The 13225-nt window shown below is 59.6% G+C and carries 13 protein-coding genes; 6 read left to right on the plus strand and 7 right to left on the minus strand.

Translation table 11 applies throughout. From position 1 onward, the window contains the following. Nucleotides 1–207: 207 nt before the first annotated feature. The gene (locus BGE01nite_RS16300) at nt 208–1092 is read left to right on the plus strand and encodes an NAD(P)-dependent oxidoreductase (protein ID WP_146851551.1); all 885 of its coding nucleotides are present in this window, start codon (nt 208–210) and stop codon (nt 1090–1092) included. A gap of 10 nt (nt 1093–1102) precedes the next feature. Then, nucleotides 1103–1963, plus strand: coding sequence for a CAF17-like 4Fe-4S cluster assembly/insertion protein YgfZ (ygfZ, locus tag BGE01nite_RS16305; RefSeq protein ID WP_146851552.1), 861 nt, complete (start codon nt 1103–1105; stop codon nt 1961–1963). An 86-nt stretch (nt 1964–2049) separates the two neighbouring features. On the opposite strand, the gene BGE01nite_RS16310 is transcribed toward ygfZ, so the two are convergent. Then, the gene (locus BGE01nite_RS16310) at nt 2050–4350 is read right to left on the minus strand and encodes a hypothetical protein (protein WP_146851553.1); all 2301 of its coding nucleotides are present in this window, start codon (nt 4348–4350) and stop codon (nt 2050–2052) included. Between the two features lie 224 nt (nt 4351–4574). Here BGE01nite_RS16310 and BGE01nite_RS29020 point away from each other — a divergent pair, with 224 nt between their 5' ends. Both BGE01nite_RS29020 and BGE01nite_RS16320 read left to right on the plus strand, forming a co-directional pair. Then, nucleotides 4575–4916: a hypothetical protein gene (locus tag BGE01nite_RS29020; protein WP_170266832.1), complete on the plus strand. Its 342-nt coding sequence runs from the start codon at nt 4575–4577 to the stop codon at nt 4914–4916. 57 nt (nt 4917–4973) lie between these two features. Next, nucleotides 4974–5915: a peptidylprolyl isomerase gene (locus BGE01nite_RS16320; protein WP_146851554.1), complete on the plus strand. Its 942-nt coding sequence runs from the start codon at nt 4974–4976 to the stop codon at nt 5913–5915. A gap of 210 nt (nt 5916–6125) precedes the next feature. On the opposite strand, the gene glpX is transcribed toward BGE01nite_RS16320, so the two are convergent. The 3 genes from glpX to scpB all read right to left on the minus strand — a co-directional run bounded on the left by glpX (nt 6126) and on the right by scpB (nt 9205). Further along, on the minus strand, nt 6126–7202 hold the full coding sequence (gene glpX / locus BGE01nite_RS16325) for a class II fructose-bisphosphatase (protein WP_146851555.1): 1077 nt from the start codon (nt 7200–7202) through the stop codon (nt 6126–6128). Nucleotides 7203–7332: 130 nt separating this feature from the next. Beyond that, a complete protein-coding gene (locus BGE01nite_RS16330; protein ID WP_146851556.1) occupies nt 7333–8475 on the minus strand; it encodes a bifunctional chorismate mutase/prephenate dehydratase in 1143 nt (380 codons plus the stop codon). A 13-nt stretch (nt 8476–8488) separates the two neighbouring features. Then, entirely contained in the window at nt 8489–9205 is a 717-nt protein-coding gene (gene scpB / locus BGE01nite_RS16335; RefSeq protein ID WP_146851557.1) for an SMC-Scp complex subunit ScpB, read from the minus strand. A gap of 159 nt (nt 9206–9364) precedes the next feature. Between scpB and BGE01nite_RS16340 the strand changes: the two genes are divergently transcribed. After that, nucleotides 9365–10660: an ABC transporter permease gene (locus BGE01nite_RS16340; RefSeq protein WP_146851558.1), complete on the plus strand. Its 1296-nt coding sequence runs from the start codon at nt 9365–9367 to the stop codon at nt 10658–10660. A 274-nt stretch (nt 10661–10934) separates the two neighbouring features. After that, a complete protein-coding gene (locus BGE01nite_RS16345; RefSeq protein ID WP_146851559.1) occupies nt 10935–11162 on the plus strand; it encodes a hypothetical protein in 228 nt (75 codons plus the stop codon). On the opposite strand, the gene BGE01nite_RS16350 is transcribed toward BGE01nite_RS16345, so the two are convergent. From BGE01nite_RS16350 to BGE01nite_RS16360, 3 genes are all read right to left on the minus strand, one after another. Beyond that, nucleotides 11163–12194 carry a threonine aldolase family protein gene (locus tag BGE01nite_RS16350; protein WP_146851560.1) on the minus strand — a complete coding sequence of 344 codons (1032 nt, stop codon included), beginning with the start codon at nt 12192–12194 and terminating at the stop codon, nt 11163–11165. A gap of 33 nt (nt 12195–12227) precedes the next feature. Further along, nucleotides 12228–12665 (minus strand): MauE/DoxX family redox-associated membrane protein, encoded by a 438-nt coding sequence (locus BGE01nite_RS16355; protein WP_170266833.1) that lies wholly within the window; start codon nt 12663–12665, stop codon nt 12228–12230. Between the two features lie 70 nt (nt 12666–12735). Continuing rightward, on the minus strand, nt 12736–13215 hold the full coding sequence (locus BGE01nite_RS16360) for a C-type lectin domain-containing protein (RefSeq protein WP_146851562.1): 480 nt from the start codon (nt 13213–13215) through the stop codon (nt 12736–12738). Between the last annotated feature and the right edge of the window lie 10 nt (nt 13216–13225).

The raw sequence follows: 13225 nt of genomic DNA on the forward strand, positions 1-13225 counted from the left end.
ATCGTGGTGAAGCGAAGGTGCTGGGAGATGGCGGGGTGGGCTCAACTTTCGGAGAAAGTTGGCCACTTTTGGGGGCCGATCCAACCTGATCCAAGTGGATCCAGGTTGGAAAACTCGATGAGGCGAGCGCTATGTGTTTGCGCGGATGGGCGGGGCTTGCCACGATGGGCGGGTCTTGCTTCACCCCTTTAACAACCCTTTGTTTTTATGAGTCAGAAAGTCGCTTTTGTCGGAGTCGGTCGCATGGGAGCCAACATGGCCCGTCGTCTGAAGGATTGTGGATACGCTGTGACGGCGGTCTATGATGTGAACCGAGAGGCGGCGGAGAGTCTGGCCGCTGAGCTGGGCTGCGCGGCGCCGGCGAAGCTGAGCGAGGTGACGGCAGCGGCGGACGTGATCTTCACGGTGGTGACGAATGACGCGGCGATGCGGAGCATCTTCCAGGATGCGCAGGACCATCTTTTCGTGGGAGCCCAGGGCAAGATTTTCATCAACTGCGCGACGCTTTCCCCAGCGATCCATCGTGAAATTTATGAGGCGGCGAAGAAGGCGGGCGCCCACAGTGTGGAGGCCTGCATGGCGTCCAGCATCAGCCATGCACGCGAGGGCAAGCTGTACCTCATGCTGGCAGGTGACCAGGATGTGTATGACCAGGTGAGCGCCATGATCGAGCAAATGAGTGTGAACCGCCGCTTTGTCGGTGGTCCAGGTCGTGCGGCCGAGGTCAAAGCCCTGGTGAACATGGTGATGAACATCAACACGGCAGGTCTGGCGGAAGGGCTGGGCCTGGCGGCGGCGCTGGGGCATGATTTGAGCATGATCCGTGAGGTCTTCTCCCAGACGGGAGCGAACAGCCGGGTGCTGGAAACGGACGGCGGTGACATGGTGGCCCGTGAGCATGACTGCTGGTTCTCCGCGGAGCATGCGGCGAAGGACAGCGGCATTGCCCGAGGGTTGGCCCAAGAGGTGGGTCTGACACTGCCGCTGAATGATGCGACGACCAAGCAGTACGAGAAGATGGTCTCTCTGGGACTGGGTGGTCTGGACAAGTCCGGGATCGCCGAACTGACCTTCAAAGGTCGTCACGCGTAAGAGCACAAGCATGGACGAAGCACTGTATCAAACCATTCTCAGCCAGGGAGCCTGGGTCGATCTCTCGGCACGGGCGAAGTGGCGGCTGTCCGGCGCAGACCGGGTGCGGTATCTGAACGGGCAGGTGACGAATGATGTGCGCACGGCGCGTGCGGACTCGGCCCTGCACGCCTGTGTGACGAATCTCAAAGGCAAGATCGATGGTGATCTGCGGATTCATGCGCATGGCGACAGCCTGCTGCTGGATGCGCCAGCGGACCTGCGTGAGACGCTGGGCATGAGGCTGGAGAAGTACATCATCGCGGATGATGCGGTGCTGGAAGATGTGACGGAGGAGTGGCGGCTGATACACGTGATGGGCGCAGATGCGCCTGCGGGTCGTCATGCGGTGAAGTGTGATCGCTTTGGCATTCCTGGAATGGACCTGTGGATGCCCGCGGCTGATCCCCTGCCCTCGATCGCCGTTTCACAACTTTCCGAAGAGGATGCGGAGAGCCTGCGCATCCTTCAAAGGGTGCCCGCCTGGCCTAACGAACTGAATAACGATGTCTTCCCCCCGGAGGCAGGCCTGGAAAAGACGGCGATGAGCTTCACCAAGGGCTGCTACATCGGCCAGGAGATCCTTTCCCGCATCAAGACCACGGGCAAGATGCCACGTGAGCTTGTGGCGTGGGAGGCCGAGGATGATTCAGATGTTTCCCCCGAAACGCCATTCTTGCGTGACGAGAAAGAGATCGGCCGCATCACCAGCAGCACCCGGCACCCACTGACAGGGCGTGCAGTGGGGCTCGGTTTTGTCAAGCAGGGTGGCGTGTCTGAGCGCGGGGCAATGCCGGACGGCCGGATGGTGGTGCTGAGGAAACTTCGCTGAACCAGCCCCTTGGTCATGCGGGTGCAACGCCTCCAGGAGCTCTCTTAAACGCGCTATTAGTTAGGTGGCGCCGCAGCACGTCCGCTTCACCCAGGTTTAGATATCTTCATCTTTTCCGTGCCCTGGGCTTTCTTGTCCGCAGCCTTCTTCTGCTTCATATCTGCGAGGGATTTAATGGGATTAACCTCGCACTTGTTGAGCTTGCCATGCTTGCCAACTGTGTCTGGACTGGACAATTCGGCAGGGGCGTTGTGCGGAAGACCGAACGCAATCTTCATTGGGTCTTCCTCCCCTGCACCAGCACTGTTTGAAAGTTTCTGCTTTTTGGAGGGATCAGGACGGTCAACAGCCGTTGTCTTGCTCACCGCTTTGTTCTCCCTGATCTCGTCATGAGTCCGGCCATCTCCTCGCTCGCGTTTAAAACGTGGGTCTTGTGAGGCCACCTCCACGACTTCCGCAGCGTCATCCTCCATGCCGAGCGCGGCCTCTACCTTCTCGCTCAGTTTGTAGTCCAAGTCCATGAACTGGTCCATGACACTCAGTTTCCCTTTCTCACGCTTGGCGAAGAGCGAGACACCCGTCCCGGCCTTGGCCTCAAGCAAAGCGAGCTCCACGTCAATGAGCTTGGTCATGTAGTCCGGGCTTGTGGCCTTGATCTTCTGGTGGTCGAGGAGTGAGTCTGCCAGATCAAAGTCAAAATTAGCCGCCAGATTCTCGAGATCGCCGACCAAGTCTTTCTGTGTGTAGCCTTTCTTGCCGCTGGCATCGTCCCGTAGCTTGTCACAGGTCACGCTACGGGCCTGGAGGTAGTCGACACATGCATCCACCATTTCTTTCTGACTGACTTGTCGTTTCTTGAGCACCGCATCCTCGGGACTTACGTTCATCTTCTCCAGGAACTCCTTTTCACCTTGGGACACCTCACCGCGAGCCCTGAGCTTTTCGATATGTCCGGTTAACTCACACTTATCCACCCGGGCTTTGGCATTTGCAGGGTTATTGTTCTTCAATTGCTGAAGAGAATCTACCTCGTTCAGGCACACATCTCTCAAGGCTGCCACCACTTTCGCCTGGAGCGAATCTCCTGCCTGAGCCCCGTTTTCTGCGAGCCATTCATTCAGATCCGTTTCCATCGCTTCGACCGTGTAGCCGCCCTCCACGGCTCCTACTTTTCCACGGATACGATCGTTCAGCTCACCTATCAGTTTGGCGCACTCGGAGACGTCTTTGAAGTTTACTTCCTTGTTCGCGAGCCTGTCGTCTTGAACAATTTTTCCCAGATCATCATCGAGTTTGCCGAGCTTGGTGAGAAAGTGATTCACCTGGCAATCGCTCACGTGCTGATCTCCATTGATGGGTGGGAGTTGCTTCTTGCTAGGCTTGGCGGGCTGTGCCGGTCCGGCCCCATCTGGCTTGGGCATTCGGGCATTTTCTGTCCGGGCATCAAAATTGAGCTTCCCATGCATGGTGCCAGCGGCCTGATTGTCCGCTGCACCGCCCGGCCAGAGATTGCCCAGGTGGCTGTGAACCATGTCGAAGACCTCCACTTTCGCCGGAAGGATGTCCGTGTGTTCACCATCCCTGCCATGCCTCTTGAGAAAGTCGTTTACTTCCGGCAGGGCATCATTGGAACTCGCCAGCGCCTTGTTTAGCGTCGTGGAAGAGATGATGTGCCTAAGATCGACCGTCTTGGCCGGTTTATCAGCCTCCTCAACATACATCTGGCGAGCCCGCTCTGTGTCCCCACTGAACGCGGGACGGGTGGACAGTTTCTTTTCACTGTCCGCGCTCGTGTAGCCGCCTCCGGCTTTGTGGCCGCCGGCATTGTAGATCACCCAGGCCATTTCGCTCATACTCGAAAACTGTCCGGCGGACAGCTTGTCAGCCGCTTCCTCAAAGGGCATGGGCTGCGCTTGATAATTCCCAGGAGCAGGGGCCATGTCGTCAGATGCACCTTCAGGAACTTTGAAGACAGACGCGAGACGCGCATCCCCCTGCTCATCGCTTCCACGAGCAATGCCTATTTGGGTTTTCAGTTGAGTCTTCGTGGCTTCAGAAAGCTCCATTTCCCCCAACTTGCCTTGGAGATCCACCTCCAGTCTCCTCCACTCACTCTTGAGGAAAGCATGCAGATGCTCGCTCAAGTTGGGTTGTCGCTCCGAGGCTCTTTGTTCAGCCATTTTGCCCGGCATAGGCTTGAAATCGTCTTCAACGGCAAAGCTTTCGTCAGCGGAATCATTGACCTCCTCCAAGTCGGACTCTGGGCCACCAAAATCATCGTCGTCAAAGTCAGTCACAAAGGGACTCTTCACTTTGGGATCCTCTTGTTTCTGGAAGTCCTCCCATCTGCCCTTAGATGGATATTGCTCAGTTCCGACGATGATCATATGGCTAAAAGATGTTGGTTAACTAAGTAAAAAGCATTGTGTGATGCTGACCACCCTACAAATAGCCATGACGCCGGAAACTGTAACACGTCAGCCCTATTTTTATTCGAGGGGACGACCCGAAAACGCCTCGTGTGTCATTACCAGCGGATTCTATCTTGCTTGTGAGAGACCCTCCCGCTACTATCTCTGTTCACGTCGAGAATACCCGTTTTCCTGAACCCATGAGTCTGTCGCGCCTCCTTCCTGCCATTGTCTGTGTCTCCTCTGTGCTGAGCCTCAGTTCCTGTGGTCTAGGCAACCGGGTGGACGTGACCAATCCGACCATTTCCGAAATGGATACGCTGGATGTCCAGTGGGGCCTGCCCCCGCGCAAATCCAAGGGCGGTCCGCGCCGCAACTATCAATACATGGACACAGGTTCCGGTGGTGGTGGCGCAGCTGCTGCAGCCGCTCCCGCTAGCGCCCCGGCCCGTGAGACAGTCAGCGGACCAGCTCCAGCCGCCGGAGCTCCGGCACCAGCTGCACCCGCATCCACTCCCTCTGTGCCAGCAAATCTGCGCTGATACTGGCCTGCTTTGTGATCTTTTGAGAATCGAACCCACGGCACTCACTTTCTTATCGTGAAATCGCATTTCCTCCCCCTGGTGCTTCTCTCCCTGCTGTCTCCCCTGTCTGCGCAGGAGCTTTCTCCGGCTGTGCCGGTGCCGCCACCTGCAGGTGCAGCCCCAGCTGATCCGCTGCCGAATATCGAGAGCATCGCCAACGAAGCGCAGCGCAAGCTGTTTGAGGCCGCAGATCGTGCGGCAGGTGGTGCTGCGCCGGTGGACGGCAGCCAGCCGGCGGCATTCCCGAGCGGCGGCCCCCAGGTGACCACCACGGGCAGCGGCAAGAAGGCGACCTTCGCCGCTCCGAAAGGAATCGACCCCTCCACCTGGCCGAAGGATTCCGACCACAAGGTGGCGATCATGGAGATCAAGTTCGGCGGCCGTAAAGAGACCGTGATGTTTGAGCTGTATCCGCAGGATGCACCGCAGACGGTTTCCAACTTCCTGGACAATGTGGAGACAGGTTCCTACAACGGGCTGGCCTTTCATCGCGCGGTGGAAGGATTCATCGTGCAAACGGGTGACCCGCTGACGAAGGATGAAGCCAAACGTGACCGCTGGGGCACCGGGGGTGAAGCCAAGAGCGTGCCAGCTGAGATCAAGCGCAAGCACACGAAGGGTGCGGTGGCCATGGGCCGCAAGCCAGACCGGGTGAATGGATCCAAGCGCTCCAACGGCTATCAGTTCTACTTTGCGCTCGGCCATTACGGTTCGCTGGATGGCAACTACACGGTCTTTGGCCAGGTGATCTCAGGACTGGAAGTGCTGGACCGGATCGCCAAGATGCCGGTGGACAGCAATGACTGCCCGGTCGGACGCATCGAGATCGAAAGCGTGAAGGTGGTGGACCAGAAGGGACCGATGTATGTGTCCGGGACCACCAAGAGCGACGACACTTATGTGCGGCCTGCTTCATCGCAGAGCGCGGCCGGCAGACTGTTCCGCCGGATTTGGTAACGCTTTTCGTTAGGCTACGGATGTCATGCAGCTCTAGGCAACCTTGCCTGACAGGCGAGGTTCCGGACCGAATGCTGACTTCTCGCGCACCTCCGGCGCGCGATGCCTTGTGGGGCTTTTCGGCGTGCTCAATCCGGTGGATCCCGCAAGCTTCGCTTGCTTCACCACCGGCTGATCTCTTGCGAGCCTCCGGCTCGCGAAGGCATGTGACTACACAGCGACGTGTCCCTCAAACTTCACGGCGCGGGTGGGCACGACCTTCTTGTCGAGGTCATGACTGGCGTGGATGCGGCGGACGGTGCCGCTGCGGGCACGCATGAGGATGCTATGAGTCTCCACGCGATGGCCGATGGTGCGCACGCCTGGGAGCAGCGGGCTGTCACTGATGCCGGTGGCGCAGAAGAGGGCGCTTTCGCCATGCACGAGGTCATCGCTGCGCCAGACCTGGGTGAGTTCATTGTGGCCCACTTCGGCGGCGACCTCGGCCTTGTGCTCCTCGTTGTGGAACCACATGCGCACATCCATGTCACCGCCCAGGCATTTCAGCGCTGCGGCGGCCAGCACGGCCTCGGGACTGCCGCCCATGCCGACGTAGAGATCGACACCGCTCTCTGGCAAGGATGGCGCGACGGCGGCGGTGATATCACCATCCGTGATCATGCGCAGCGCGGCACCGGTGGTGCGCACCTGCTTCACAATGTCCGCATGACGAGGACGGTCCATGGTGACGACCACGACATCCCGCACCCGTTTGTCGAGGGCCTTGGCGACAAGCTCGATGACCTCGCTCAAAGGCATGTCGAGCAGGCAGCGGTCACCGTTGCCCTTCAGCGCCTGCTTCACGGCAGGGCCGTAAGCGATCTTGTGACTGTAGAAGCTGGGGATGTTCTTCATCGCGCTCGCGGCGCCTTCAGGGACCTGGGCAGCAGCGATGACAGAGATGCTGTTAGGCGTGCCCTTGGCGATGTTCGTGGTGCCATCGATGGGATCGAGCGCGATGTCGAAACGAGGCGCGCCGGGTTTCCAGGTGCCTAGGTGCTCGCCGACGAAGATGCCGGGGGCGTTGTCCTTGATGCCTTCGCCAATGACGACCTTGCCGCAGACGTCCAGGATATCAAAGACGCCATAGATGGCGCTACAGGCGGCGGCATCCGCGAGCTCCTTCTCGCCACGGCCTAACCAGTGAAGAGATTCGAGGGCGGCATTTTCTGTGGCGCGGACGAATTCGAACTCGATGAGGCGCTCAAGATCCAGCGGACTGCGGAGAGGTGGGAGAGAGGAGGTCATGGCGGATGCGTGTCAGCGATGATGAACTAGTCCGCGAGAATGCGCGAGTGAATCTGATGCACCTGTGGATGCATCTTTTGAGGAGATGGCATGAAGGGGCGTCATGGTGAAGGTCTCGTCCCCATTGACCTCAGCGCTCCTCGATCCAGCGTGGCGCGGGGTAGCTGCCGAGGACTTTGACTTTGGCGCCCTGTTTCTCGAGATCGGCGATGGCTTCCTGAAGGGTGGAGTCCTCATGATGACCGCTGATCTCAAGGAAGAAGCGCGCCTGCGTGCCGCTGGGATCATCGGACACGGGGCGGTTCTCGATCTGGCGCACATTCACATTGCGCGAGGCGAAGACTTTTAGCACTTCCAGCAAGGCACCCACCTTGTCATTGGCGTGAACCATGAGCATGGTGTTGTCATTGCCGCTCGGGTCACCACTACGGCGGCCGAGGATGATGAAGCGGGCGCGGCTGGAGAACTCACGCGGACTGGCGGCGACGACTTTCAGCGCATGAAGCTCAGCGCCCAAGGGTGTGCCGACGGCAGCGGTGCCGACTTCGGTTTCCGCATGGGTGGCGGCGAGACTGGACGAAGCGCTCTCCACCAGCTTCACGCCGGGGAAACGCTGGGACAGCCAGGGACGGCAAGGTGCCAGCATCTGCGGATGTCCGTAGATGGCCGTGAGCGGTGTGTCATCGTCCTGCGCCATCACGACGGTCTCCACCTTCCAGAGGATCTGGGCATAGATCTGGAGCTGGGCATCCACCAGGTGATCCAGGGTGTGATGCACAGCACCTTCCGCTGAGTGCTCGATGGGAAGGACGGCGTAGTCCACCTCACGTGCGGCCACGCGGGCAAAGGCACCTTCGATAGCGGCCTCGGCGATGTATTCGACACTGTTGCCAAACTTGTGCACGGCCACCTGATGGGTCCATGAACCGGCAGGGCCGAGGTAGGCGATTTTGAGACTGTCTTCCAGTGCCAGAGCGGCGCTCATGATCTCGCGGAAAATGGAGCGGATGGCCTTCTCTGTGAGCTTGCCATGCTGGGCGGTATTGATCTGGCAGAGCTTGCGCAGCAGGGCCTCCTCACGACCGGGGACGTAGATGTCCAGGCCTGCTTTCTTCTTCACCTCGGCGACTTCCAAAACAAGATCACCACGCTCGTTCAGCAAGCGGATGAGCTGCTCATCGATGGCGTCAATGCGCACGCGGATGGCCTGGAGATCAATGCTGGCCGGCGTGGGTTGATCCGCTGAGTCTGGAGATGGCGACGAATCGGGCATGAGCTTCGTGGGATTACTCAGCGGACGATTCCTCGACCTGCAACTCGGGCTCAGCAGCTTCCTCAGACTTCACAGGCTCCAGCGAGAGCTGCAGCTCGCTCGGCGAGGTATCGGCAGGCTGCTCTTCGGCGGCGGTCGGCAGCTTCACGCGGCGCAGTTCTTGGGCGTTCGGCAGTTCGTCCAGATTCTTCACCGCGAAGTGGTCCAGGAAGGCCTCGGTGGTGCCATAGAGGAGGGGTTTGCCAGGGAGTTCGGCGCGGCCTTCGATGCGGATCAGGCCTCGCTCCACCAGGGTCTGCACCATGGTGTCCACACTCACGCCACGGACAGCCTCCACCCCTGCCCTGGTGATCGGCTGCCGGTAGGCAATGATGGCCAGGGTCTCCAGCGCGGGCTGGCTGAGACGCTGGACCTTTTTGCCAGGGTAGAGCGCTCGGCACCACTCGGCGTAGTCGGACTTCGCACAGAGTCGCCAACCATGGGGGCGCTCGACGATGGTGAAAGCGCGGTGATCCTGCTCGTAGTGGGCAATCAGGGCATCAATGGCCTCGCGGATGGCGATCTCGTCCACCGCCAGCAGAGGCTCCACGTAGGGGGGGATCTCGGACGGGTCGTTGGCGGCGTCCCGGATGTCCTTGGCCGTGTCCTTCACTGCCGTGGCCATCTGCGTCAGGGGCAGGGGCTCCTGGGTGGCAAAAAGAAGGGCTTCAACGATGGCGGTCAGTTCCATGAGCGGGACGGGAAAAACTAGGACGCGCACCCAAAGCGAGCGCCCGGGGGGAGTCAAGGCGGCATCGGGTGTCCTGCCGGGCGCGGATGCATGTCGAATGGCGCTTTGAGAGGTCTCTTCTTGCCCTGAAGACCGGGTTTCGCGCAAGATGGCGGTTTCATGAAGCTTCACTGGCTGCGCATCGGGTCTGGAAAAGGCATCCTCGGGGTGCTGGTGGTGCTGTGCGCCTTCTTCAGCGCGGTGACGATGCAGGAACAGCCGCTCACGGGCGAATCTGCGGCCGCCAGGATGATCCTGGAGTTGCCTCCCCAGGGAAGCTTCATGATCGCGGTGGGTGACCAGCCGGAAGACCGGGCCTGGGCGGAACTGCTGAGCCAGAAGCGGCCGGACATCGCCACGAAGGTGGTCGGTGATCCAAAGGCGGTGCGTACGGCTTTCCAGGACCTGGCCGCCAAGGGCACGAAGCTGGACGCCATCCTGGTCAGCGCCAACTCGGCAGGCTGGCTGGTGATCCAGGATGCGGGCACTGACTTCCCTGCCCTGGGCCAGCCGAAGGTCATCGCACCCCGCAGCGAGCGCTGGCCGACCTTTCTGAAGGCGGACAACCTGCTGAACATTGCCAATCAGATCGCCGTGATCGCCATCCTGGCCATCGGCATGACGCTGGTGATCATCACCAGCGGGATCGATCTGAGCGTGGGCAGCCTCATCGCCCTGTCCGCCGTGACGACTTCCCTGCTCATCCGCGACTATCTCGGTGGTGTGCAGGCTTCCACAAGCAGCATGATGCTCGCGGCACTCGGAGGAATCTCCTTGTGCGGATTGATCGGCCTTGGCTCGGGATGGATCGTCACGCGGCTGAGCGTGCCGCCTTTCATTGTCACGCTTGCCGTTATGCTGATTGCCAGCGGACTGGCTTATCGACTGGCGGAGAATCAATCCATCTACCAGGTGCCGGAGAGCTTTGTTTGGCTGGGTCGTGGCTCGGGTTTCTTGGGGCTCCCAAACGCCGTGCTGCTGATGCTCGGGCTGTATGCACTGGCGCATGGGGTGATGACACAGACACGGTTCGGCAGGCATCTCTATGCCGTGGGAGGCAATCTGGAGGCTGCCACACTTTCGGGCCTGCCGGTGCGCCGGGTGATCACGGCGGCTTATGTCATTTCCGGACTGCTAGCAGGACTCGGTGGCGTGGTGACCGCTTCGCTTCTGAAAAGCGGATCGCCCACTTATGGTGCCATGTATGAGCTGTATGTGATCGCCGCCGTCGTTGTGGGTGGAACAAGACTCAGCGGCGGTCAGGGCAGCATGGGTGGCACATTGGCGGGGGCCTTTATCATCGCCGTGCTGCAGAACGGCATGAACCTCACGAACGTGGAGAGCAATACGCAGAAGATTGTGCTCGGGCTGGTTATCCTCGGCGCGGTGACGGCAGATCGATGGCGCAAACGATAAGTCTTGTCACCGCCAGCACGCGATGAGTAGTTTGGTGACCTAACCAATACTATTCAACCCACTCCCTGAAGCTATGACGAATCCTGCTCCCGGCCTCCTCGCACTCGCCTTGCTTGTCTCCACTGGACTTACGAGTTGCAAGCACACCATTCAGGCTCAGCGATTCTACTCACCTCCTGCACGCCCAGCCTCCGAGGTCGCGCGCTTGTGGAACGGCCAGAATCCATACATCAAGATCTTAACCGTGAACGGCCAGCCAGTGAAGCAGGCATTCATGTCAGCCACCGTCTTGGAAGTCTTGCCTGGCACCCATCAAGTCACGGTCAAATCCAACGCCGATTCAGGAGACGCCATTTCCTGGCAGGCCGAAGCGGGCAAGGAATATGAGCCCGTGGTTCTCCAAGATGCCGCGCAGCGTGCTGACCCCAATGCCGTGCGGCAGTCGGGAACGCCCGCGATTGTTCCAGCGCTGAGCAAACGGTTTCTGGTGAATGTGGAATAGTCAGGATTGCCCCGCATCCGCCAGGAACGCATTCACATCTGTCTCTGTCGTGGCCCAGGAGCACATCAAGCGCGAGCCACCACCGATGAAGCTGTAGAACTGCCAGCCACAGCTTTTCAGCTTGAGCTTTAAAGCATCGGGAAGACGCGCAAACACGGCGTTCGCATCCACCGGATAGAGAATCTGCACACCGGCAATCTTGCCCAGACCATCCGCGAGTTTCCTTGCAAGGCCATTGGCACGCGAGGCATGCGTTTGCCAGACATTGTCCGTGAGGATGCGCTGCCACTGCGCGGAGATGAAGCGCATCTTCGAGCATAACTGTCCGGCTTGTTTGCAGCGGTACTCAAAGTCACGCGCGAGTGCTTTATCGAAGAACACCACGGCTTCCGTGACGGCCATACCGAGCTTCGTGCCGCCGCAGCAGAGCACGTCCACACCCGCCTTCCAGGTGATCTCCGCGGGTGATGCCGTGCCACCGGCGAGAGCATTGAAGAAGCGCGCCCCATCCATGTGCACGGACAGGCCGTGCTGCTTCACGAGACCGCAGAGTCCGGCGAGCTCACCCGGACGATAAACCGTGCCAAGCTCGGTGCTTTGGCTGAGACTCAGAGCGCGCGGTTTCGGGTAATGGAGATCGTTGCGATGCGTGATGAGCCGCTCCACATCCGCAGGCTCGAGTTTGCCTAACGAAGATTTCGCCGTGAGCAGCTTGCTGCCGTTGGAAAAGAACTCCGGCGCGCCGCATTCATCCGTCTCCACATGTGAGAGATCACTGCAAATGACACTGTGATAACTTTGGCAAAGTGATGCGAGTGACAGCGAGTTCGCCGCCGTGCCATTGAAGACAAAGAAGACCTCGCAATCCGTCTCGAAGAAGTCACGGAAGCGCTCACAGGCCTTGGCCGTGATGGCATCCGCACCATAGCTCGGGTGGTAGCCTGCATTGCACTCTTCCAGCGCCTGCCAAGCTTCAGGGCAGATGCCGGAAGTGTTGTCCGAGGCGAAGTGGTATTTGGGTTCGGCGTTCACGGATGACGGTTCTCGGTTCTCGGTTCTCGGTTTTCAGTTTGCGGTTGGCAGTCCCTGACTCGAGGACCTTGGTTTGTAGAAAGTTAACCAGAGGCCGAGGGCGAGGAGGAAGAGATCACGCACGATGAGCTCAATGTAGTTCGAAGTCGCGCCGCCACTGCTGCCAAAGCAACCGCAGCGGATGTCGATGCCCCGATACCAAGAGATCAGAATAGCCGCGAGGAAAACCAGGAGACTGGCATTGAGCAGCAGCAAACCACCGCGACGAAACCATCCGGTGATCACGGCGAGACCCGCAAAGATCTCCAGCCAGGGCAGGAACATGGCGAGCAGGCCCGCATACGGATCCGGCAGCATCTCGAAGCTGCGGATGTCATCGAGGAAGGCCATCGGCTCCATGGCCTTTACCACACCTGCCCACACAAAGACGCCGCCGAAGATGAGATGCAGAATGCGTGTGAGCCAGATCATGGATGCGCATGATGGAGAAGCGCCGGGCGGATGACAATCATCTTGTTCATCGCGCGGGCTGGCCCGGCTCTTACCGCGCCTTCCACTCGCAGATGTAGCCAACCACCTGGAACTCAGCATAGGCGTCCCAGCTTTTCGGGGTGTCACTCCATAAGCCGCCAGCTCCGGTTCTCAGGCATGTTTCCCTGCCTTGGGTATTGCTAGGATCGCCCTTCGCCCAGTTGGTAAAGGTCATCTCCTTGCCATCCACCCACACCCATTTGCCGTCCACCTTTTCATCCGTCGCGCCGAGCCAGACACGCAGCTTGGTCAGGGACGTGATAAAGTCAGAGGTGGCCTTGTCGTGGATGCACACCAGCTGTCCGCCTTTCTGCTTGCAACGGCTCTGCGCTGCCTGCCAGTCCGCTTTGTCCAGGATCACGGCATACCACTTCCCGTTGAAGAGCTTGGCATCCGCCGGAACACCTAACGGAGGTTTGGGAGACGCGGGCTGCTGGGCCAGGGACATGCCCATCAGCATCCAGAGCAGGATCAGTACATGCTTCATCATAAATATTTTG

The sequence above is a fragment of the Prosthecobacter gellanilyticus genome, assembly GCF_007992435.1.
Taxonomy (GTDB): Bacteria; Verrucomicrobiota; Verrucomicrobiia; order Verrucomicrobiales; family Verrucomicrobiaceae; genus Prosthecobacter; species Prosthecobacter gellanilyticus.